The organism is Sphingobium sp. SJ10-10 (assembly GCF_036038995.2).
Classification (GTDB): Bacteria; Pseudomonadota; Alphaproteobacteria; order Sphingomonadales; family Sphingomonadaceae; genus Sphingobium.
Map to the genome: position 1 here is coordinate 1,881,150 of NZ_CP158132.1, position 20,785 is coordinate 1,901,934.

The following is a 20,785-nucleotide window of genomic DNA, read 5'->3' on the forward strand; positions in this document are numbered from 1 at the left end:
AACTGTCCTGTCCACGGATGAGAATGAATCCGGCCGCCATCATCGATGTCGACCCACCGCAGAATTCACGGCCCACGCCCGATCAATACCGCTCAGCGCAAGGCTCGCTACCTTATCCAGACCGGCAAGCCGGAGTTGGAGTCCAAGGGAACGCAGCGGGGACTAAAAAGCGCTCCGGGGCCTGATTACCCCCATGCCGCGCTCCCCCAAAGGCGCGGCACCTCTCCAACTCTCAGCTTACAGGCTTCGCCACCGCCACCAGCGTCGGCTGAGCGTCCAACGCGGCATCCTTTGTCGCCGCGTTGGCCGGTGCACCGGACTGGGTCTTGAGGCTCGCCGCAGCCGACTGAAGCGCGACAGCAGCCGCCTCCAGCGCCGCCGCAGCGGATTGCGGCGTAACCGGCGGCGGCGCTGCCGTCTCCGCCACTGCCGCTGTCGGTGTCACCGGATCACTGACCGGCGGCGCCGCTTGCACTGCGTCCGCAGCAACTACGGCCGGAGCCGGCGCAGCAGCGGTCTTCAGTTCACAGACATCGCCAACCCCCGCCGGTTTGTCCGAGAAATTCCGAGCCAGCATCGGAAGTTCATTCTCACCGGCATTGGTCGCCAAGGTCAGCAGCGTATCGGCCATTTGGCAGAAACCCGCGGATTGGACGCCATCGCTATGACTATTGGCCAGCCTGGTTATAAAATCATCATAAGCACGCTGCCCGTCAGCTATGCCATTTTCTCGCATGAAGCGCAGCTTCAACGCACTATTATATTTATCGGCGCTTCCCATTCTTTCATTAAACTTATCGTATTTCGCCGTTATTTCACCATTCGTCGACCGGCACTTCAGCGATCCCAGCATCAACATGATCTGTAAATCCCTGACTCGTGCCGCTTCCACTTCATAAGGCTGCCAGCACTGTGCCTCCCCCGCAGACGCAGCACCGCCCAAAAAGAGCGCAACGAAACAACTGGCGGCACCCGCCGCCATCCTCAACCTAGACATGATGGACCTCGCAGAATCGGCTGGACCCCGCAGATCGAACATTAACATTTTGCCATAAAAATGCCATTAATTATTTGTTGACAGTGACATTTATGACGCATCCGGAAACATCGCGGAATTACGCCCTTTCGTCGATCTCCTGCTATCAAATGGCCATTATCCGTCCGGATATTTTCGTCGCCCGGCGGCTTGGATAAATCTGGGACCGCCAGACTAACCGATTTGTGTGGGAGGCGGACATACCGAGCCGGAACATATTCCGCGCTCCTGCGAAGGCAGGAGCCCAGTTCAGACGGTGCGATGATCCACTAGGGCAAGGCTGGGCTCCTGCCTTCGCAGGAGCACGATGCGCTTAACGGCTGAGAATGACCGCAATGGGCCATTCCCCCACTCCGGACTTGTCCACGCCGCCTAGGCCGTCACCACCTCGGCCCTGGCGATCAGCGCCTTGGCTTCCTCGACATGCATGCTTTCGATCATGCGGCCCTCGAAACGCTCGGCGCCGCCGGTCGCCGCCTCGATCAACCGCCGCGCATCCGCCACCGCCTGGGGATCGGGACCGAATACCTGATTGGCGACCGGCACCTGGCTGGGATGAATCAGCGTCTTGCCGTCAAAGCCCAGAATATGCCCCGCCGCGCATTCGCTTTCGAATCCGGTCTCGTCGTCCAGCCGGTTGAACACCCCGTCGAACGCCGCGATCCGGGCCGCGCGCGCCGCCAGGATGACTGATTGCAGCGACAGCGCCAGACCGTCCCGCCCGGCCGACGGCGGAATTCCCAGATCCTGCCGCAGGTCGTTATTCCCCATGAACAGCCCCTCGCAGCCCTCCGCCGCCGCGATCGCCTGCGCCGCAACGACGCCGGCGGCGCTTTCGATCATCGCGATCACCGGCTTCTGGCAGACGCTGAACACATTCTTCACCTGGCGCGGATTTTCCACCTTGGGCAGCACGACATAGTCAGCGGCGGACGCCTTGAGCGCCACCATCTCCCGCCCATGCGATGGCGCGCCCTCGACATTGATGCGCACCGCGCAGAGACGCCCGCCAAAGCCCTCCGCCACGGCTTCGACCGCATTGGCCAGCGCCTCTTCCTTGCGGTCGTCGGGCACCGCATCCTCCAGATCCAGGATCACCATGTCGCAGGGCAGGGTCCGCGCCTTGGCGATGGCGCGGGGGTTCGACGCGGGCAGGAACAGCAGCGATCGGGCGTGGCGCAACAACATGATGAAACTCCTATCACTTTGCCTTTTCCCATTCATGATTTCACGTCATAGTCCAAGCGGATTTCAGGGGGGAAGCAGCGATGCTGACGACATTCGCACTGACGGTGACATTCCTGGTGCTGTTTTATCTGGCGGTGAGCGTCAAGGTCGTGCGCCAGGGCTATCAATATACCATCGAACGCTTCGGCCGCTTCACGGAAGTCGCGCGCCCCGGCCTCAATTTCTATCCCGCCTTCTTCTATGCGGTGGGGCGGAAGATCAACATGATGGAACAGGTGGTCGACATTCCGGGGCAGGAGATCATCACCAAGGACAATGCCATGGTCTCGGTCGACGGCGTCGTGTTCTTCCAGGTGCTGGACGCGGCCAAGGCGGCCTATGAGGTGTCGGAACTCTATGTCGCGATCATGCAGCTCGCGACCACCAACCTGCGCACGGTGATGGGGTCGATGGACCTCGACGAAACCCTCTCCAAGCGCGACGAGATCAACGCCCGCCTGCTGTCGGTGGTCGATCACGCCACCAATGCCTGGGGCATCAAGATCACCCGCGTCGAATTGAAGGACATTCGCCCGCCCGCCGACATCGTCAACGCCATGGGCCGCCAGATGAAGGCCGAGCGTGAGAAGCGCGCCCTCATCCTGGAATCGGAAGGCCTGCGCGCCTCGGAAATCCTGAAGGCCGAAGGCCAGAAGCAGAGCCAGATATTGGAGGCGGAAGGCCGCCGCGAAGCCGCCTTCCGCGACGCCGAAGCCCGCGAACGCGAGGCGGAGGCAGAAGCCAAGGCGACGCAGATGGTGTCCGACGCCATCGCGAATGGCAATGCGCAGGCGATCAACTATTTCATCGCCCAGAAATATGTCGAGGCGGTGAGCCAGTTCGCCACCTCGCCCAATGCCAAGACGATCCTCTTCCCGGTCGAGGCGACCCAGTTGATCGGCACTTTGGGCGGCATCGGCGCGCTGGCGAAGGAGGCATTGGGGGAAATCACGCCGCCTCCACCCCCTGCCGCGCCGCCGCGCCGCGGCCCGTTCGGGCAGGGGCAGGCATGACCGACTGGCTCGCCATGCTGGACGATCATTGGGGCTGGCTGGTCTTCGCCGCGCTGCTCGGCGTGGCCGAGGTTCTGATACCCGGCGTGTTTCTGATCTGGGTCGCGCTGGCCGCCGCGGTGACGGGCCTGGTGGCCCTCGCCTTCCCGATCTCCGTGCCTCTCCAGTTGCTGCTTTTCGCGGGCCTCTGCTTGGTATCGGTGTGGGGCGGGCGGCGCTGGTACACCGCCAATCCGGTGGATTCGCAGGATCCGCTGCTCAACGACCGCACGGCGCGGCTGGTGGGAGAGATCGTCACCGTCGTCGAACCGATCGACAATGGGCATGGGCGGGTGAAGGTGGGGGACAGCGTCTGGTCCTGCCGTGGTCCCGACGCGCCGGTCGGGACGAGGGTCAGGGTGATCGGAGCGGAGGCATCGGAGTTGAAGGTAGAGCTGGTCTGAGAGCAGCGGTTATAGAGCGCGCTGCGCTAAATCGGACGCAGGGCGCGCGCTCTAATTCCTTGTTGTCGCATCGTTTTAAGCGGAAAACCGGTTCCCACTTTTCCGCACGATGCTCTAGGTGTGGAACGGCCAAAACCCGCCTCACCTACCCCACCCGATACCACCCCGCCACTCGATCCAGCGCCAGCGTCAGCACCAGTTTGCCCGCGCGACTCGGCCAGCCCAGCGCCTTTTCCGCCGCGACCAGCCCTTCGCCCGCGCAAACGACGCGCCACAGCACATCGGCCAGTCCCGGCCCCGCCGCGCGGATCGCGCCGTCGAACCGTTCCCGCGCAGACAGTTGCGCAAGGCCCGGCTCGACCGTCCCCGCGCCTCTGCCCTGCCGCTGCCCCGGCGCCGCATCCCAGCGCATGGTGATTCGCGGCCCCAGCCCCGCCTTTTCCCAATCAGCGCGCAGCCTGTCCCCGGCGAGATAATGCCGCTCGCTCAAATGCCCCCGCGCATGCAGCCAGGCGAGCGGCGATTCGTGCAGATTGACCGCCACCTTCTGCGCCCGACCGAAGGGATCCTCTATGATCTGTTCGACAAATTGCACGGCCATGGCGCGTCTCCCTACTGGAACTGGATGCAAGGGGACTTGCCACGCCCATCAGTTTGTAGGAAAGCATAAAAACCAAATAGGTAAAAAACAGGACGAGATATGATCACCCGCATCCGGGAGGTACGCAAAGCCAAGGGACTGACGTTGGAGCAGGTCGGCGCGTTATGCGTTCCCCCGACCACCGCCCAGACCATCGGCCGGCTGGAAACCGGCACCCGAACCGTATCGGTCAACTGGCTGAACCGCATCGCCAGGGCATTGGACGTCGCCTCTTCCGAACTGGTCGCCCTGCCCGGCCAGAATGTCGTGCCGGTCGCCGCATTGCTGGGGCCGGAGGGCGCCCGCGCGCCGACCCGGCCCCTCTCCCTTCCCCCGCCAGCGCCCGTCGATGCGATGGTCGGCGTTCAGGTATCGGGCAGCATCGGGGATTACCGCAGCGGTGATGAAATCTGGTGCCGCCGCATCATGCCGGACGAATTTTCCAGCGTGCTCAACCGCGACCTGCTGCTGCCGCGCCATGCCGGACGCTTTCTGTTCGGGCGACTGATCGGGCGCGAGGACGACCGGCTGCACATCCTTCCTTTGGGCAGCGGCACGCGCCAGCAGGTGATAAGTGACCCACCTTGGGGCGCCGTGGCGGTCCAACTGGTGAGACGACTGTAGACAAAGGCGATTTCATCCTTAACCCTACCTTGACCATGGTTGACGCGAAGCTACCCGTTAGGAAGATGCGATGACGCTGAACGTCCTGATGCTGTCGACCCTGTTCCCGGACATGAGCCGTCCCAATTTCGGCGTCTTCGTGGAACGGCAGGCTCGGGAGCTGGCGAGCCGGGACGGCGTCCAGGTCACGGTCGTCGCGCCGCTGGGCATCCCGCCCTGGCCGCTGTCGAAGGCGAAGCGCTATGCCGCCCTGCGCGCCTTGCCCGCCAAGGAACGGTGGAAGGATCTGACCGTCCATCGCCCGGTCTTTCCGATCATTCCCAAATTCGGCGGGCGCTTCAACGTCCACAGCATGACCCGCGCCATCCTGCCGCTGGTCAGGCGCCTGCATGCGCAGCAGCCTTTCGACGTCATCGACGCCAGCTTCTTCTTCCCCGACGGCCCGGTGGCGCAGCGGCTTTCCCGCGCTCTGGGCATTCCCTATTCGGTAAAGGCTCGCGGCGCCGACATCCATTATTGGGGCATGCGCCGGGGCACGCGGAAAATGGTGCAGCGCGCAGCCGAAGACGCCGCCGGGCTGCTCTCCGTGTCCGACGCGATGCGCCGGTCGATGGCGCGCATGGGCATCGATGCAGACAAGATCCGCGTCCATTATACCGGCGTCGACCTGGACCGATTCGAACTGACCGACCAGGCGGCGGCGAAGGAAAGCCTGGGCTTCGAAGGGCCGGTGGTGCTGTGCGTCGGCGCGCTCATCCCGCGCAAGGGGCAGGAATTGCTGGTGCAGGCGTTGCCGCAACTGCCCGGCGTCACGCTGCTGTTCGCGGGTCAGGGGCAATATCGCCGCGCACTGGAGAAACAGGCCGAGGAACTGGGCGTCGACCGGCGCATCGGCTTCCTGGGGTCCGTGCCGCATGACCGGCTGCCGCGCATCTATGCCGCCGCCGACGTCATGGCGCTGCCATCCTCGTCCGAAGGCCTGGCCAATGCCTGGGTGGAGGCGCTGGCCTGCGGCACGCCGATCGTGATCAGCGACGTCGGCGGCGCGCGCGAACTGCTCGACCGGCCCGAAGCGGGACAGATCGTCGCCCGCCAACCCGAAGCCCTGGCCGCCGCCATCAGCGACATATTGGTCAACCCGCCCGAACGGGAAGCGGTGCGCGAAACCGCGCTGCGCTTCACCTGGGCCGCCAATGGCGACGCGCTGCTGGAGCATCTGCGCACGATCGCCGGTCAGGAATCCTGATCCCAGAAGGCGACCAAGCGCGCTTTCCCATCCGGCGTGGGAAAGCGCCCTTCATCAAACGGCACTTCCCCCCAACGCCACGGCGTCAGCTCATCATAAGCGGGGTTGGAAATAGGCGCATGCCGTTTGAGGTTCAGCAGCCGCGCCCCCTCATTGCGATAAGCGGTCAGCCGCACATGCTCGCGATAGATTTCCGCGGGCCGCTCATAATGAAAGGCATCGCGCCAGCCCATGGCCTGGGCGATCCGGGTCATGATCCACCAGTCGGGCTTGGCCTCTCCGGGCAACGGGAATAGCCACCGCTGCCGGCTGATCAGCCGGTCGGCGCCGGTCAACGTCCCGTCCTTTTCGATCCATACCGGGGCAGGAAGCGCGATCATGCGCAGCGTCTCCACTTCCGGCTCGTTCCACGGCGTGGTCAGGATGATGAGCGGCACCTGCTCCAGCAGGCCACGGATCGGATGCGAAGCCGACGGCAAGCCGCCCGGCATCAGCAACGCCTTGATGCGTCCCGCCTCGATCGCGTCGGCCAGCGCGGCGCCTGACAATCCCGGCCTGTCCGCCAGCGCGGCCGCGCCCCAGAAGCGGCCGACCTGCGCCAAGGCCTCGATCGAAAAGTCCCGGTGCGCGGCCAGTTCACCGGCCCGGCATCCGACTTCGCGCGCGCCCATGCCATTGGCGGCATCCGTCACCGCAAAGGGCGCCGCGCACGGCTTGCCGATCCGGCCGGTCGCCAGATGGAAATTGAGGATGGCGGCCGACAGGCGCTGCCCTGCCTCCCCCGCGCCATGCGGGCTGAACAGCGTCACCAGCCGGGGCATGACCGCCACCCGCTCATAAAAGCCGCGCACTTCCCCCGGCGCCAACCCGCAGGCCCGCGCCACCGACCAGAGATCATGCCCCCGGCGCAGGCCCACCCAAAAGTCCGGCGGCACGAGCAGATTCCGATTCAGAAAATCCCGGTCCAGCACGCCATGATCGTAGCAATGCAGCAGCAACCCGCTCAGCAGCGCCGCCTCGCTGCCCGGCGCGACGGTCAGGCGCTCATCGGCCTCGACCTCCTGCCCCTCGTCCGTGCGCGCGATCAGGACAAGGCGCGCACCCTGCTCCGCCCGCGCCTCGGCAATGCGCTCATGCAGCACCGGATGACGGCGCGCAGTCGCTTCCCCCACCAGCAGCAGCATGTCCGCCTGCGCCAGATCCTCATAGGCGGCAGGCATCACATCCTCGCCAAAGGCGGCACGCTGCGCCGCCGCCATGCCGCCCGCCGCGCTGGCGGGCGCATCGATATGGGCGGAGCCGATGAAGCCCTTCATCAGCTTGTTGGCGACATAATAATCCTCGGTCAGCAGGCCGCCCGGCACATGCATCGCCACGCTGCCGGGACCATGCCGCGCAATGACGCTGGCAAGCCGGCGCGTGGCCTGATCGATGGCCCGATCCCATCCGACCGCCCGGCCATCCACCATCGGCCGCAGCAATCGGCCGTCCAGAGCGAGCATGTCCTTCAGCGCCTCGCTGCGGGTGCAGAGCAGGCCGCTATTGGCAGGATGCACGGGATCGCCTTCGATGCGAGCCTCGCGCCCCTCGCCGGTCACGGCCCGGATGCCGCATCCCACGCCGCATTGGCCGCAAAGCGAACGAACGACCGCCACGATGCGATCAGGCCTGGACCGGCAGGGTCGGACGAAACGTCATAAACTCCGCTTAACCGATGGCGGACCAAGACAAAAGGGCGCGAAGCTGGCAGAAGCAAAGCCATGTCGAAAGTGATTCTCCGCGCCGCTACGTTCGTCGCTATATTCTTTCATATACTGCTTGCCCCGGCCATGGCGCAGCAGCGCGGTCCGCTGGTGCTGGCCGCCGCCAGCATGCAGGAGGCGATGAACGCCGCCGCCGATGCCTGGGCGGCGCGGCGCCATGCCCGGCCTGTCCTGTCCTTCGCCGCCTCCTCCGCCCTCGCCCGCCAGATCAGGAGCGGCGCGCCCGCCGACCTGTTCGTGTCCGCGGATGAAGACTGGATGGACGATGTCGAAAAGGCGGGATTGCTCCAGCGCGGCACCCGAGCCGACATGGCGGGCAACCGGCTGGTGCTGGTCGCCCCGGCGCGGGCGCCGCTGCGGCTGCGCATAGCGCGGGGCATGCCGATCGCCAGAGCGCTGGGCGATTCCCGGCTCGCCATGGCCAATCCCGACAGCGTGCCCGCAGGCAAATATGGAAAGGCGGCGCTCACCGCGCTGGGCGTCTGGCCCAGCGTCGCGAACCGTCTGGCGCTAGGCGACAATGTCCGCTCGGCCCTGACCCTGGTGGAACGCGGCGAGGCGCGGCTGGGCATCGTCTATGCGACGGATGCTCGCGCATCGAAGGACGTGGTCGTGGTCGGCATTTTCCCGGCAGGCAGCCATGCGCCGATCCGCTATCCCATCGCACGGCTGAGCGCGAGCCGGAACCCGGAGGCCGAAGCTTTTCGCCGCTTCCTGCTGTCGCGGTCCGGACAGAGCATCTTCGCCCGCTACGGTTTCAGCCGCCCTTGACCCTCCTCTCCCCTCCCGCAGGCGGGAGGGGCCGGGGGTGGGCATGCCGCGCCAGCGGCAATTCAAACCGGACAGGGCAGAAGCTCGCTTCGCTCGCCCCCACCCCTAACCCCTCCCGCCTGCGGGAGGGGAATTGGTGGTGCTTTATTTCTGACAGGCCACAATCGCGTCGATCACCGCCAGAGTCTCCTGCGGATCGCGCACCCGCACCGTATCCAGCCCCAATTGCTTCGCCGGATAATCATTCCCGCCGGGGAAGATCGCATCCCCAATGAACATCATCGCGTCCAGCGCGATCCCGCTCGCGTAGCGCAGCTTCTTCAGACCATAGGCCTTGTCCACCCCCTCCCGCGTGATGTCGATGGAGGTCGCCCCGCCCATGTTGATCGACAGGCCCGGCAAGCGATCCCGCAGATCCGCCTGAATCACCTTGCGCTTGGCGAAATCGGGATCCCACACTTCCTTGGCGTGGATCGGCGCCTGCTGGCCAAGGGCGGAGAAAGTGATCTGGCTGCCGCGATCCTCGATCCGCTCGCCCCACACCTGTTCCGGCACGAAGCCCGTCGCTTCCAGCGAAGCGTCGAACGCCGCCAGGATCGCCTGTTTCTGCGCCTCATCGAACAATTCGGCATAGACCGGGCGCCAACCGCCATCGCCATGGGTATAGAGCTTCGTCCCGGTCGTCGGCATCAGCCACAGGCGCGAACGATCGGCCCGTTCCGGCAGTCGGCTCGCCACCTGCTTGTCGAACTGCGGCCAGTCGCCGCCGGAGATCACCGCGACATGCGCGACCTCCAGCAGTCTTGCCAACGCTTCCCCCATCGCCTCGCCCAGCGGCTGCTTGCTCTCGGCAAGGGTTCCATCGAGGTCGAAGGCAATCAAGGATTTCATGCGGGAAGCTCCAGAAGGGACAGGCTGCGGATTTGCCCTGTGAGCCGGAACGATGCAATGCCCATGACGAAGGCTGGTATTTTCCACGATCCTGCTAGAAAGAGGGCGGCATGATCCTCTCTCCCGAAGAATGGGGCATCGTTACGCTGTCGCTCCGGGTCAGCCTGGTCGCGGTCGGGCTGATGCTGCCGGTCTCTTTCGCGCTGGCCTGGCTGCTCGCCCGGTCGCGCTTTCCCGGCAAGCTGCTCGTCGACGCCCTCGTGCACCTGCCGCTGGTCGTGCCGCCGGTCGTGACCGGATGGCTGCTGCTGCTGCTGTTCGGCGCGAACGGGCCGCTTGGCAGGCTGTTCGAACAGGCGCTGGGCGTCAGCTTCATGTTCCGATGGACCGGCGCCGCGCTCGCCTCCGCGATCATGGCGATGCCGCTGATGGTGCGCGCCATGCGGCTATCGATCGAGGGCATCGACCGGCGGCTGGAGCAAGCCGCCCAGACCCTGGGAGCCAAGCGACGGCGCGTCTTCTTCACCATTTCCCTGCCCCTGGCGCTGCCGGGCGTGCTGGCCGGACTCGTGCTCGGCTTTGCCCGTTCCATCGGGGAATTCGGCGCGACGATCACCTTCGTGTCCGATGTCCCCGGCGAAACCCGCACCTTGCCCATCGCCATCTATTCCGCCCTGCAAATGCCCGGCGCGGAAACGGCGGTGACGCGCCTTGCCGTCATCTCGATCCTGCTGTCGCTGGCCGCGCTGGTCGCCTCCGAAGCGCTCGCCCGCCGGGCTGGCGGCGGAAGGACCAACCATGTCCTTTGATATCGAGATCGACCACCGCATCGGTGAACGCCACATCATCCTGCATGCCCATGCGGGCGCAGGCCTCGTCGCCCTCTTCGGCCCATCCGGCGCGGGCAAGACCAGCATCCTCAACATGGTCGCGGGCATCATCACGCCGGATCGCGGCCGGATAGCAGTCGCAGGCGAAACGCTGTTCGACAGCAGCGCCGCCATCAATATTCCTGCCCCCCAACGCCGGGCAGGCTATGTCTTCCAGGACGGACGCCTCTTCCCGCATATGCGGGTGCGCGCCAACCTGCTCTACGGTCGGCATGGCGATGCACCCTTGTCCTTCGAGGCGGTACTCGATTTCCTGGGCATCGGCCATTTGCTCGATCGCTGGCCCGCCACGCTTTCAGGCGGCGAAGCGCAACGCGTCGCGATCGGGCGGACACTACTGTCCGGCCCCAGTTTCCTGCTGCTGGACGAACCGCTTTCCTCGCTCGATCCGGCCCGGCGGGAGGAAATCCTGACCGTGATCGAGCGGATGAAGCACGACCTTGCCATGCCGATGCTCTATGTCAGCCACGACCGTGCGGAAGTCGAACGGCTGGCCGATCACATCATCCCGCTATGAGCGGCAAGCCCACCTCCGCCAACGCACGATTGAGATAGGCCAGAAAAGCCTTCCGCCGCACCGACGCCCGCGCGCGCAGCCAGGCCAGCCCAACCACGGCCCGCCACTCCGCCACCTGGGCAAAATGACCGGGCGCAAGGCGACGATAATGATCCGCATAGCATCGCGCCGCCCAGTCCCGCGCCCTGTTGGTCAGCCAATCCTGCGGCCCCTCGCCAAAGCGCATCAGCATTTCCGTGCGCACTATATCCGGCGTGACCGCCCCCTGCGCCGCCTTCGACCAGTCGATCGCGACCGCCCCGCTGTCCGTCATCAGGATATTCTTGACGTGAAAATCGCCATGCAACAGCCGGTCGCCATCGGGCAGCCTATCCAGCAGGCGAAGCGCCGCCTGCTGCAAGGCCGCATCCGCAGGTCCGTAGACGATGTCCGTCCGCAACACGTCCCGCAGCGACCGCAACCCCGGCGCCGGGCAGTCGTGAATCCGCCGATGGAATGCCGCCATGTCGCGCAGCATCGCGCCGCTGCGCAGCGGACGCACGCGCAGTTGGCGCATCATCGTCGGCCCCTCAATCTCCGGATAGAGGATCGCCCGCCCCGCCCTCAGCCGCAAGGACTCGACCGGCCGGGCGACGGCGATGCCGCAATCCGCCGCCAGCGTCGCAGCGGCGAATTCGCGGTCGATCATCTCCTCCGACACGGCGGCGTGGAAGATCTTGACGACAAAACGCTCCCCGACGCGGCAAACCCGCGCGCTGGCGCCCGACGCCAGGGTCGCCAGATTATCCTCCACTATCCCGGAAAGCGTCGGCGGCGACACCGCCATTCTAACGAACGGCAGTGCGGGCGCTGTTCAGATCATGGACCACCGGTCCTCGCCGGACGGGTGCCTGCGCCGGCGGTCTGCGGGTCAACCGCTCGACCGCATTCTCGACCAGCAGGCGCAACCCTTCCTCGCTCAGCAATCCGCCCCGGATCAAACAACGATCGATCAGCACGCGGCGGAAGGCCGAATAGAGCGCCATGTCGGGCGCCCCCGGCGCGGACCAGAATTCGTCCAGCGACCGTTTGTGCACCACGCCCGGCACCTTGTAGACCGCATGGCCCAGCACGACGACGGGCTTGCCCTCATTCAGCGCCAGCGTCCCCACCGTGCTGTTGACCGTCACCACGCCCAGCGATTGGCCGACCACTTCGGCAATGTCCCAGTCCGCCAGATAGAGGACGCGGTCGCCGACGCCATATTGCGCCGCCAGCCGCCGCGTCAGCCGCCCCCAGGCCACCAGCCCCGGATCGAGCGGATGGCGCTTCACCACCAGCGCGGTATTGGCCGGGGCATGGGCGGCAAAGCTCTTGATCACGAAACGCAGCGCCGCCCGCATCGTGCCGAAGGGCGAATGGACCCGAATCTGATAATCGGAATCCAGTTGCAGCGGCAAAGCGAAATAGGGCCGGTCCTTGACCTTCGCCCATTCCTCCCGCGACTTGCGGCGCTCGTTCTGACGCAGGTTCAGCTTCTTGAACCAGCCCACCGTTTCCCAGAGGAAGCTGTTGGGCCGGTGCGTCCGATAGAAGGGAAAGGCCGGCCGCATCAGCGCCGACGCCACGCCGTTGCGCCCGGTGTTGAAGGCGCGCTGGCGGAAGGTGGAGGGGATTTGCGGCTCCAGCCCGTTCTCCTCGGGCGGCAGGCTCTTCGCCTGCTCCAGAAACCATTCGGGATCGAGCGGCAGGGTCGAATTGCCGTTCACCCCATCTTCCTGCAGCGTCAGGAAATCGGGACGGATATAGCCTTCCTCCACCACATGGACGCGCAGGTTGCGCAGCTGCGCCATCTTGTGCGCGGAGGCATGATAGGGCCGACAGTCGCCATAGAGGATCAGGTCGGTCACGCCATGGTTGACGATATGATCGTCGAAGAAGAGCGGCCAGTTGCGGAAGGTTCCCCGATAGTCGGTCGCGCCCTCGCCCGGCCAGTCGACCTTGTCGCCGCCATTGATGTTGATCCGCAGCGCCCGGTGCCCCCGCGCCCGCAGCGCATCGGCCAGCATCGCGAAATAGGGGCCATGCGGTCCCTGAAGAAACAGGAAGGTTTTGGCGGACGCGTCAACCATGAAAATACTCGGCGGACAAGGTCATAAATCTCTGCAACTTCCCCTGTAAAGTGCGCAGCCGGATTAGCCATGACATGGGCGACGGCGCCCCGCTTGCCAAACGCTCCACCATGATTTCAGGTCCGCAAGGCAGGCGAGTGACCGGGTCCAGATACCGTGGATAGAGAATCAAGGCGCCCGCGACAAGCTGATCCAGGGTGAGTCGACGCCCGCGCCGTCCATTGGGCGCGGCAAGATCGCGGGTCAGCCCCCAGCCCGCATAAAAAGGCATGCCATGGACCGTCACCGGCCGGTCGCGCATCAGCGCCTCGAACCCGGTGAGGGAGGAAAGCACATGCACCTCGTCCACCGCCTGCACCAGCGCCATCAGCGGCGATCCGGTGTCGATGGCGTCGGCCTCCGCCAGCACCGTAGCGTCGCTCAGATGGCCTTTGCGCAGCCCGGCCTGCACGTCGGGATGCGGGCGATAGACGATGAAAGCGTCCGGCTCAGCGGCGCGCACCCGCTGCAACAGGTCCAGATTGCCCGTCACGCCCGCGCCGCCATATTCGACCGACAGATCATCCTCGACCTGCCCCACGGCCAATATCGTCCGGCGGCCCAGGGGCAGATCGATCATCTGGCCCATATCCTTGCCATATTTGGTGACGCCCGAAGCCCGGATCATGGCCCGCAGGCGCGCCGCCCGCCGCTCCAGCGCCGGAGTGAAAGCATGGGTCGCCAACAGCTTTTCCATGTCGCTGGGAAAGCACGCATCATAATAGATGCCCGATCGGTCGACCACCACCGACCCCGGCGGATGCAGCGCCGCGCCCAGCCCCTTCGAGCGCAAAAAGCCGTCCTCGACCTTGGCGACGGTCACGCCCTGCCGTCGCGCTTCGTCCATCGCGGCGGACGGCACGCGGGAGGGCCAGACCGCCAGCGCGCCGCCTTGCCTGATCGCCCGCCGCACGCCCTTTTCCGCCGACAGGAAAGGGGGCGAGCGAACCCCATCCCAGAGGAAATGACGGATCGCCTCCCGCTTCCAAAAGGCCATGCCGCTGGCCGCCGCAATGCCGTGATTGCCATCAAGATGCCGCCGCCAATCGGCAAGCTGCGCCACGGCATGCAGGGCATCGACCGGCTCGCCGCTGAAACAATCGCGATAGCGGGCCGCCGCCACGGCCGACCGGGCCGCCTCCCGCAACACCACCGCCGCGACCGGCCGCTGATCAGGCCCATAGACCGGCACGCCCAGCAAACCGGCGATGATCGCCAGTTCATCATCCGCCGCCGCATGCACCGATCGCGCACCGGCAATCACCGTCCAAAGGTCGACGGGCCACGGAAGATCACGCCCCGCAACGCCATTCCCGTGCCGACCGCCGCCAACCAGGCCGATTTCCTGCGGGGAAAGACCTTCCAGCGCTTCTTGCGGCACGGCTATTCCCTCCCGCGCCACCAGCCTGATCCCTTCCGGCCTGTGGCCCCAGAAAGCGCCGCCCACCCGCGCCTCGGCCATGGCCTCCAGCACGGCGTCGGCCACCGCGACAGGCGCATCCCCGATCTGCCGTGGATGGCTGATCGCGGCGGTCGCGGACTTGATTCCCGGAAAGGGTGGAGAGCGCAGAAAAGCTGGCGCGTTCACGTGAAAAGCCGTCCCCTGCCCCGTCCAGTCCCTGCGCGCATGGAGCGATGCTTTCAGCCGCCAAAAAACGCAATCACATCAGCTTCTTGCTCGCCCGACGGGAAGACGTCAAGCGAAGGCCGAAGCCGTCATCTCCTGCAACATATCGGTTACAGTGTCGAAATAGGCTTCCCATGTCGGCGGCCGCCAGCCCGCGATCCGCGCCAGTTGCGCCGCCCGCTCGGGTGAATCAGGCTTGCCATAAGCCTCGATGGCCCTCAGCCAGCCCAGACCATCCAGCGGATCGAGATAATCCGGCGCATCGCCGCCAACCTCCCGATGCGCGACGATGTCGCTGCAAATCACCGGCACGCCTGCCGATAAAGTCTCGATCACCGGCATGCCATAACCTTCCTCGAAGGAGGGCATCAGCATCGCCCTCGCCCCTGCGACCAGCGCGTTCATTGCATTGTCGGGCACGCTGCCCGCCTCGATCACATGGTCGCGCAGGATTTCGGCGCGCTCCAGCATGTCGACGACATTCTCATTCTCCCAGCCGCGCCGTCCGATCAGCACCAGCACCGGCGCCTGATCGCCCAGCCTTTCCACCAGCCGCCGCCAGATGTTCAGCAGCAACAAATGGTTTTTTCGCGGCTCGATGGTCGAGATATAGACGAAATAGGGCCGCTCGGGCACCGCATGGCTGCCCTCCACCACCATGTCCGGCGCATCGGCCCCGAAATGCGCCACCCGGATCACCCGCCCGTCCAGCCCCCGCGTCAGATGCGGCGCCAGCGCGTCGATCGTCGCCTGACTGTTGCCGATGATGCCGTCGGCATAGCGGTCGATCGTCCGCACCCGCTTCAAATGCTCCTCCGCGCCCTGAGGCCGGGCGAATTCGGGATGGGTGAGCGGGATCACGTCATGCACCAAAGTCACGAAGCGCGCCCCCTCCGCCCGCAGGATCGCGCCGACCTGATCGGCGTCGTCCAGATGATGCGGCGACACCTGCAAATAAATGCGCGGCCCCTGCGCCACCGGCACCGGGCGGGGCCGCAGCGCGATCAGATGGCGGATGACGGCGGCCTTACTCTCCTTTTCATCCACCGGCCCCTTGTTGCGCCAGCGCGCCGCCGTGAAGGCCAGGAACTGGCGCACGGCCGCGTCCTTCAGCCGCCCATAATAGCCGCCCGCCGGATGCACGGCGGCAAAGGCCAGCCGGTCCGGCATCCGCTCCAGCAATTCGCGGGCATAGATATATTCGACCCGGTCGATCCCGGTCGGCGCGGCATGGAAACTGCGCGAGAGCAGCCGCGAAATGTCGAGGATGATCTCGGCCGGCTGTTCACCGCCGGCAAAGCGCCGGCTTTCCCGCTTGGAACGCAGCGCCAACCGCGCACCGGGAGCCTTGAAGGGCTTGAGCGCCATGTCAGATCGCTTTTACAGGGGTTTGGCGCATCAGAACTGGGCGCGAATCTCTTCGGCCAGCTTCTGCAACGCCGCCGGATCGGCAAAATCGCCCTGCGCATGCGCGACGAAGTTGCGCGACTGCCCCTCCCAGCGCGGCACGATATGGAAGTGCAGATGGAACACGGTCTGCCCGGCGGGCGCGCCGTTGAACTGCGCGACATGGATGCCGTCGGGGTCCAGCGCCTTGCGGGTGGCATTGGCGACCTTCTTCACCGTCGCCATAACCTGCGCCAGCGCCTCATCCTCGACGTCGAGGATGTTGCGCGCCTTGGACCATTTGGAAATGACCAGGCTATGCCCCTTCGACTGCGGCTGGATGTCGAGGAAGGCATAGCTATGCTCATCCTCATACAGCTTGGTCGAAGGGATTTTCCCCTGCAGGATCAGGGCAAAGACATTGCCCTCGTCATAAGTGCCGTCGAGGCTCATCGCGCTTCCTTAAGCCAGATAATGCGCGCTTGTCTTAGCGGCGACTTCCTCCGCCGTCACGCCCGGAGCGAGTTCGACAAAACGGAACGCGCTTCACCGGCATGCGTTCGTTTCGAACGGATGCCGGTCAGATCAACCCGGCCAACGGACTCGACGGATCGGCATACATCCGCTTGCCCATGCGCCCGGCGCGATAGGCCATGCGCCCGGCCTCGACCCCCGCCTTCATCGCGGCGGCCATCAGCACCGGGTCTTTCGCCTCGGCAATCGCCGTGTTCATGAGGACGCCGGTGCAACCCAGTTCCATTGCCTGCGCCGCTTCCGAAGCGGTCCCCACGCCCGCATCGACCAGCACCGGCAGCGTGGTGCCCTCGACGATCAGCCGGATCGTCACGCGATTCTGGATGCCCAGACCCGACCCGATCGGCGCGCCCAGCGGCATGATCGCGACCGCGCCCACATCCTCCAGCCGCTTGGCCGCAATCGGATCGTCGACGCAATAGACCATCGGCTTGAAGCCTTCCTTGGCCAGAATCTCGGTCGCCCGCAGCGTCTCCACCATGTCGGGATAGAGGGTGCGCGCCTCGCCCAACACCTCCAGCTTCACCAGATCCCAACCGCCCGCCTCGCGCGCCAGACGCAGCGTGCGGATCGCCTCTTCGCCCGTGTAGCAACCCGCCGTATTGGGCAGATAAGTGATCTTCTTCGGATCGATGAAGTCGGTCAGCATCGGCGCGTTCGGGTCCGACACATTGACGCGCCGCACCGCCACGGTGACGATCTCCGCCCCCGAAGCCGCGACCGCGGCCGCATTCTGCTCGAAATTCTTGTACTTGCCGGTGCCGACGATCAGCCGCGACCGGAAGGTCTGGCCCGCGACGGTCCAGCTATCCTCATCCACCGCCGCGACCGGATGGTCGCCACCCCCAACGAAGTGCACGATCTCCAGCTCGTCGCCATCCTTGACGCGCACCTGCGCCAGCGTCGAGCGCGGCACCACCTCCAGATTGCGCTCCACCGCGACCTTTTCCGGCACGAAGCCCAGTTCGCTCGCCAGCTCCGCCAGGCTCAATCCGTCGCGCACGCGGCGATGCTCGCCATTGATATGGATGGAGATGGTACCGTCGACGCTCAATGCTCTGTCCTGTCAAACAAGGTGTCTCGACTTGGCGCGACACGAAAGGCTAAAGATCAGCGCGCATATAGGGGCGTCCATGCCCCGCTCGCAACCATAAGGGGGACCGTCATGGCCGAAACGCGCAAAATCTATGTCCTGAACGGTCCCAACCTCAACATGCTGGGCACGCGCGAGCCGGAAATCTACGGTTACGACACGCTGGACGACATTGCCGAACGCATGGAGGACGCCGCGGGCCGCGCCCATGTCGAGATCGACTTCCGCCAGTCCAATCATGAAGGCCATCTGATCGACTGGTTGCAGGAGGCGCATGCGGAGGGCGCCCATGCCGTCCTCCTCAATCCCGGCGGCCTGACCCACACGTCGATCGCGCTGCACGACGCGATCAAGGGCATCACCGTGCCGGTGATCGAAATCCATCTGTCAAACCCCCATGCGCGCGAGCCCTTCCGCCACAAAAGCTATGTCGGCATGGCGGCGAAAGGGACCATCGCGGGCTTCGGCGCCATGTCTTATATGCTCGCGCTCGAAGCTGCCCTCGAACTGTAACTCGACGCACATAAGTTGCGCTCCGGCGCAAATGCGCATAGGCGCGGGCATCAGAAACGAAATTCACGGTCCAGGGACTGAAAATGAACGACAAGGCTGAAAAGGGCGCAATGCAGGTGGATGTACAACTGGTGCGCGATCTCGCCGCCCTTCTCGATGACACCAACCTGACGGAAATCGAGGTGGAAGACGGCGACCGCAAAATCCGCGTCGCCCGGACGGTCAGCAGCGCTGCCGTCGCCTATGCCCCCGCGCCCGCTCCGGTTGCCGCCGCCGCACCTGCCGCCGCCGCTCCGGCAGCAGCCCCGGCCGAAACGGCCACCAACGCCGTCCGCTCGCCCATCGTCGGCACCGCCTATCTCGCCGCCGAACCGGGCGCCGCGCCCTTCGCGCCTGTCGGCTCGACCGTGAAGGCGGGCGACACCGTCGTCATCGTCGAAGCGATGAAGGTCATGAACGCGATCACCGCACCGACCGCCGGCACGGTCAAGGCCGTGCTGGTCGATAACGGCCAGCCGGTCGAATATGACCAGCCGCTGATCGTCATCGAATAAGGCCGCGCAACCTATGGCCATTGAAAAGCTGCTGATCGCGAACCGGGGCGAAATCGCGCTTCGCATCCACCGCGCCTGCCATGAAATGGGCATCAAGACGGTGGCGGTGCATTCCACCGCCGACGCCGACGCCATGCATGTGCGCCTTGCCGACGAAGCGATCTGCATCGGCCCGCCCGCGGCCAAGGACAGCTATCTCAACATCGCCGCGATCATCTCCGCCGCCGAAATCTCCGGCGCGGACGCGATCCATCCCGGCTATGGCTTCCTGTCGGAGAACGCCCAGTTCGCGGAAATCGTGGAGGCGCACAACATCGCCTTCGTCGGGCCCAAGCCCGAACATATCCGCATCATGGGCGACAAGGTGGAGGCGAAGCGCACCGCAGGCGCGCTCGGCCTGCCGTTGGTCCCCGGTTCCGCCGGCGCGATCACCAGCGTCGAGGAAGCGAAGGAAGTGGCCGCGAAGATCGGCTACCCTGTGCTGATCAAGGCCGCTTCGGGCGGCGGCGGTCGCGGCATGAAGGTCGTGCCGTCCGAAGACCAGCTCGAAACCCTGATGAAGCAGGCCGGTTCGGAGGCGAAGGCCGCCTTCGGCGACGACACCGTCTATATGGAAAAATATCTGGGCAACCCCCGGCATATCGAATTCCAGGTCTTCGGTGACGGCAACGGCAACGCCATTCACCTGGGCGAACGCGACTGCTCGCTCCAGCGCCGCCACCAGAAGGTGCTGGAGGAAGCCCCCTCCCCCGTCCTCTCCACTGCCGAGCGCGACAAGATGGGCGAAGTCGTGCGCAAGGCGATGGCCGACATGGGCTATCGCGGCGCGGGCACGATCGAATTCCTGTGGGAAGACGGCGAATTCTACTTCATCGAGATGAACACCCGCCTTCAGGTGGAACATCCGGTGACGGAGATGATCACCGGCGTCGACCTGGTCCGCGAGCAGATACGCGTTGCGGAAGGCAAGCCGCTCTCGGTCGAGCAGCAGGATCTGGTCTTCTCCGGCCACGCCATCGAATGCCGCATCAACGCCGAAGATCCCCGGACCTTCGCGCCGTCGCCGGGCACCGTCACCAGCTATCATGTGCCGGGCGGCATGCACGTCCGCGTCGATAGCGGGCTGTATCAGGGCTATAAGGTGCCGCCTTATTATGACAGCATGATCGGCAAGCTGATCGTCTATGGCCGCACCCGCGAAGGCTGCATCATGCGCCTGAAACGCGCGCTGGAGGAATATGTGATCGAGGGCATGAAGACCACGATCCCGCTCCACCAGAAGCTGCTGACCGACCCGGACTTCCTCAACGGCGACTATACGATCAAGTGGCTGGAAGAGTGGCTGGCGAAGGACGAGGCCCAGTGAAGGCGACCATCTGGCACAACCCCCGTTGCTCCAAGTCGCGGCAAGCGCTCGCGATCCTCGAAGCCACACCGGGGGTTGAGGTGGAGATCGTCGAATATCTCAAGACCCCGCCCAGCCGCACCGAAATCGAAGCGGTGATGGCGAAGGCTGACCTCCGCCCTTCGGAGGCTGTCCGCAAGGGCGAGGGCGTGGTCAAGGAAATCGGCCTCGACGTCACGGACGACAAGGCGGTGCTCGACGCCATGGCGCAACATCCGATCCTGATCGAACGCGCCATCGTCATCACAGACAAGGGCGCAGTGATCGCGCGCCCGCCGGAGCGGGTGAGCGAAGTCCTCTAAAATACCGTGCTCCTGCGAAGGCAGGAGCCCAGTCCCTCCGCTCAGACATGTCACCAACACCTGAACTGGACTCCTGCCTTCGCAGGAGCACATTGCATAATAAAAATATGTCAGAACAGCAGGGCGACCGTCCGTGATAAACGACAGGTTGGAGTACTCT

General features: G+C 65.2%; 22 protein-coding genes and 1 pseudogene. 11 read left to right on the forward strand and 12 right to left on the reverse strand.

The annotated features are described in order from the left end of the window. Positions 1–232: 232 nt before the first annotated feature. Together VVT58_RS09065 and VVT58_RS09070 are read right to left on the reverse strand one after the other, a co-directional pair. Positions 233–982 carry a hypothetical protein gene (locus VVT58_RS09065; protein ID WP_327752710.1) on the reverse strand — a complete coding sequence of 250 codons (750 nt, stop codon included), beginning with the start codon at positions 980–982 and terminating at the stop codon, positions 233–235. 426 nt (positions 983–1,408) lie between these two features. Next, on the reverse strand, positions 1,409–2,224 hold the full coding sequence (locus VVT58_RS09070) for a CoA ester lyase (RefSeq protein WP_327752709.1): 816 nt from the start codon (positions 2,222–2,224) through the stop codon (positions 1,409–1,411). A gap of 80 nt (positions 2,225–2,304) precedes the next feature. Between VVT58_RS09070 and VVT58_RS09075 the strand changes: the two genes are divergently transcribed. Both VVT58_RS09075 and VVT58_RS09080 read left to right on the forward strand, forming a co-directional pair. Beyond that, positions 2,305–3,276 (forward strand): SPFH domain-containing protein, encoded by a 972-nt coding sequence (locus tag VVT58_RS09075; protein WP_066555334.1) that lies wholly within the window; start codon positions 2,305–2,307, stop codon positions 3,274–3,276. Further along, complete coding sequence (locus VVT58_RS09080; protein ID WP_327752708.1) at positions 3,273–3,719, forward strand: NfeD family protein; 447 nt, start codon at positions 3,273–3,275, stop codon at positions 3,717–3,719. The genes VVT58_RS09075 and VVT58_RS09080 overlap by 4 nt, the downstream gene beginning before the upstream one ends. A gap of 145 nt (positions 3,720–3,864) precedes the next feature. Here VVT58_RS09080 and VVT58_RS09085 read toward each other — a convergent pair whose 3' ends face one another. Then, positions 3,865–4,320, reverse strand: coding sequence for a DUF6456 domain-containing protein (locus VVT58_RS09085; RefSeq protein WP_327752707.1), 456 nt, complete (start codon positions 4,318–4,320; stop codon positions 3,865–3,867). Between the two features lie 99 nt (positions 4,321–4,419). Between VVT58_RS09085 and VVT58_RS09090 the strand changes: the two genes are divergently transcribed. Then, the gene (locus tag VVT58_RS09090; RefSeq protein WP_327752706.1) at positions 4,420–4,983 is read left to right on the forward strand and encodes a helix-turn-helix transcriptional regulator; all 564 of its coding nucleotides are present in this window, start codon (positions 4,420–4,422) and stop codon (positions 4,981–4,983) included. A 70-nt stretch (positions 4,984–5,053) separates the two neighbouring features. Then, complete coding sequence (locus VVT58_RS09095; protein WP_066555324.1) at positions 5,054–6,229, forward strand: glycosyltransferase; 1,176 nt, start codon at positions 5,054–5,056, stop codon at positions 6,227–6,229. Here the strand turns inward: VVT58_RS09095 and VVT58_RS09100 are convergent. Continuing rightward, positions 6,217–7,884 carry a molybdopterin-dependent oxidoreductase gene (locus VVT58_RS09100; protein ID WP_327752705.1) on the reverse strand — a complete coding sequence of 556 codons (1,668 nt, stop codon included), beginning with the start codon at positions 7,882–7,884 and terminating at the stop codon, positions 6,217–6,219. The genes VVT58_RS09095 and VVT58_RS09100 overlap by 13 nt on opposite strands. A 105-nt stretch (positions 7,885–7,989) precedes the next feature. Here VVT58_RS09100 and modA point away from each other — a divergent pair, with 105 nt between their 5' ends. Beyond that, positions 7,990–8,763 carry a molybdate ABC transporter substrate-binding protein gene (gene modA / locus VVT58_RS09105; RefSeq protein WP_327752704.1) on the forward strand — a complete coding sequence of 258 codons (774 nt, stop codon included), beginning with the start codon at positions 7,990–7,992 and terminating at the stop codon, positions 8,761–8,763. 144 nt (positions 8,764–8,907) lie between these two features. On the opposite strand, the gene VVT58_RS09110 is transcribed toward modA, so the two are convergent. Further along, positions 8,908–9,654, reverse strand: a complete 747-nt coding sequence (locus VVT58_RS09110) for an HAD-IIB family hydrolase (RefSeq protein ID WP_327752703.1) — start codon at positions 9,652–9,654, stop codon at positions 8,908–8,910. A 110-nt stretch (positions 9,655–9,764) separates the two neighbouring features. Between VVT58_RS09110 and modB the strand changes: the two genes are divergently transcribed. Further along, positions 9,765–10,463 (forward strand): molybdate ABC transporter permease subunit, encoded by a 699-nt coding sequence (modB, locus tag VVT58_RS09115; protein WP_066555314.1) that lies wholly within the window; start codon positions 9,765–9,767, stop codon positions 10,461–10,463. Beyond that, positions 10,453–11,061 (forward strand): ATP-binding cassette domain-containing protein, encoded by a 609-nt coding sequence (locus VVT58_RS09120; protein WP_327752702.1) that lies wholly within the window; start codon positions 10,453–10,455, stop codon positions 11,059–11,061. Before modB ends, VVT58_RS09120 begins: the two co-directional genes overlap by 11 nt. Here the strand turns inward: VVT58_RS09120 and VVT58_RS09125 are convergent. The 7 genes and pseudogenes from VVT58_RS09125 to thiS form a co-directional block, all read right to left on the reverse strand. Continuing rightward, positions 11,048–11,887, reverse strand: a complete 840-nt coding sequence (locus tag VVT58_RS09125; RefSeq protein ID WP_327752701.1) for an aminoglycoside phosphotransferase family protein — start codon at positions 11,885–11,887, stop codon at positions 11,048–11,050. The two genes, VVT58_RS09120 and VVT58_RS09125, sit on opposite strands and share 14 nt — an antisense overlap. A 1-nt stretch (position 11,888) precedes the next feature. Then, complete coding sequence (locus VVT58_RS09130) at positions 11,889–13,172, reverse strand: capsular biosynthesis protein (RefSeq protein WP_327752700.1); 1,284 nt, start codon at positions 13,170–13,172, stop codon at positions 11,889–11,891. Further along, complete coding sequence (locus tag VVT58_RS09135) at positions 13,165–14,799, reverse strand: beta-3-deoxy-D-manno-oct-2-ulosonic acid transferase (protein WP_327752699.1); 1,635 nt, start codon at positions 14,797–14,799, stop codon at positions 13,165–13,167. The genes VVT58_RS09130 and VVT58_RS09135 overlap by 8 nt, the downstream gene beginning before the upstream one ends. Positions 14,800–14,907: 108 nt before the next feature. Beyond that, positions 14,908–16,206, reverse strand: coding sequence for a glycosyltransferase family 1 protein (locus VVT58_RS09140; protein ID WP_327752698.1), 1,299 nt, complete (start codon positions 16,204–16,206; stop codon positions 14,908–14,910). A gap of 30 nt (positions 16,207–16,236) precedes the next feature. Continuing rightward, entirely contained in the window at positions 16,237–16,677 is a 441-nt protein-coding gene (locus tag VVT58_RS09145) for an HIT family protein (RefSeq protein ID WP_066555294.1), read from the reverse strand. A 9-nt stretch (positions 16,678–16,686) separates the two neighbouring features. After that, a pseudogene (locus VVT58_RS09150) lies at positions 16,687–16,770 on the reverse strand (succinyl-CoA--3-ketoacid-CoA transferase); the annotation flags it as partial. A 34-nt stretch (positions 16,771–16,804) separates the two neighbouring features. Beyond that, positions 16,805–17,812, reverse strand: coding sequence for a sulfur carrier protein ThiS (gene thiS / locus VVT58_RS09155; protein WP_327752697.1), 1,008 nt, complete (start codon positions 17,810–17,812; stop codon positions 16,805–16,807). 111 nt (positions 17,813–17,923) lie between these two features. Between thiS and aroQ the strand changes: the two genes are divergently transcribed. The 4 genes from aroQ to arsC all read left to right on the forward strand — a co-directional run bounded on the left by aroQ (position 17,924) and on the right by arsC (position 20,625). Then, a complete protein-coding gene (aroQ, locus tag VVT58_RS09160; RefSeq protein WP_066555288.1) occupies positions 17,924–18,364 on the forward strand; it encodes a type II 3-dehydroquinate dehydratase in 441 nt (146 codons plus the stop codon). Between the two features lie 83 nt (positions 18,365–18,447). Further along, positions 18,448–18,918: an acetyl-CoA carboxylase biotin carboxyl carrier protein gene (gene accB, locus VVT58_RS09165; protein WP_087574415.1), complete on the forward strand. Its 471-nt coding sequence runs from the start codon at positions 18,448–18,450 to the stop codon at positions 18,916–18,918. A 13-nt stretch (positions 18,919–18,931) separates the two neighbouring features. Further along, positions 18,932–20,284 (forward strand): acetyl-CoA carboxylase biotin carboxylase subunit, encoded by a 1,353-nt coding sequence (gene accC, locus VVT58_RS09170; protein WP_327752696.1) that lies wholly within the window; start codon positions 18,932–18,934, stop codon positions 20,282–20,284. Beyond that, positions 20,281–20,625, forward strand: coding sequence for an arsenate reductase (glutaredoxin) (gene arsC / locus VVT58_RS09175; RefSeq protein WP_327752695.1), 345 nt, complete (start codon positions 20,281–20,283; stop codon positions 20,623–20,625). Before accC ends, arsC begins: the two co-directional genes overlap by 4 nt. Positions 20,626–20,785 lie beyond the last annotated feature (160 nt).

Bases quoted from the DNA above. Each gene is read 5' to 3' on its own strand.
- VVT58_RS09065 (WP_327752710.1), bottom strand. From the start codon at position 982: ATGGCGGCGGGTGCCGCCAGTTGTTTCGTTGCGCTCTTTTTGGGCGGT.
- VVT58_RS09070 (WP_327752709.1), bottom strand. From the start codon at position 2,224: ATGTTGTTGCGCCACGCCCGATCGCTGCTGTTCCTGCCCGCGTCGAAC.
- VVT58_RS09075 (WP_066555334.1), top strand. From the start codon at position 2,305: ATGCTGACGACATTCGCACTGACGGTGACATTCCTGGTGCTGTTTTAT.
- VVT58_RS09080 (WP_327752708.1), top strand. From the start codon at position 3,273: ATGACCGACTGGCTCGCCATGCTGGACGATCATTGGGGCTGGCTGGTC.
- VVT58_RS09085 (WP_327752707.1), bottom strand. From the start codon at position 4,320: ATGGCCGTGCAATTTGTCGAACAGATCATAGAGGATCCCTTCGGTCGG.
- VVT58_RS09090 (WP_327752706.1), top strand. From the start codon at position 4,420: ATGATCACCCGCATCCGGGAGGTACGCAAAGCCAAGGGACTGACGTTG.
- VVT58_RS09095 (WP_066555324.1), top strand. From the start codon at position 5,054: ATGACGCTGAACGTCCTGATGCTGTCGACCCTGTTCCCGGACATGAGC.
- modA (WP_327752704.1), top strand. From the start codon at position 7,990: ATGTCGAAAGTGATTCTCCGCGCCGCTACGTTCGTCGCTATATTCTTT.
- VVT58_RS09110 (WP_327752703.1), bottom strand. From the start codon at position 9,654: ATGAAATCCTTGATTGCCTTCGACCTCGATGGAACCCTTGCCGAGAGC.
- modB (WP_066555314.1), top strand. From the start codon at position 9,765: ATGATCCTCTCTCCCGAAGAATGGGGCATCGTTACGCTGTCGCTCCGG.
- VVT58_RS09120 (WP_327752702.1), top strand. From the start codon at position 10,453: ATGTCCTTTGATATCGAGATCGACCACCGCATCGGTGAACGCCACATC.
- VVT58_RS09125 (WP_327752701.1), bottom strand. From the start codon at position 11,887: ATGGCGGTGTCGCCGCCGACGCTTTCCGGGATAGTGGAGGATAATCTG.
- VVT58_RS09130 (WP_327752700.1), bottom strand. From the start codon at position 13,172: ATGGTTGACGCGTCCGCCAAAACCTTCCTGTTTCTTCAGGGACCGCAT.
- VVT58_RS09140 (WP_327752698.1), bottom strand. From the start codon at position 16,206: ATGGCGCTCAAGCCCTTCAAGGCTCCCGGTGCGCGGTTGGCGCTGCGT.
- VVT58_RS09145 (WP_066555294.1), bottom strand. From the start codon at position 16,677: ATGAGCCTCGACGGCACTTATGACGAGGGCAATGTCTTTGCCCTGATC.
- aroQ (WP_066555288.1), top strand. From the start codon at position 17,924: ATGGCCGAAACGCGCAAAATCTATGTCCTGAACGGTCCCAACCTCAAC.
- accB (WP_087574415.1), top strand. From the start codon at position 18,448: ATGAACGACAAGGCTGAAAAGGGCGCAATGCAGGTGGATGTACAACTG.
- accC (WP_327752696.1), top strand. From the start codon at position 18,932: ATGGCCATTGAAAAGCTGCTGATCGCGAACCGGGGCGAAATCGCGCTT.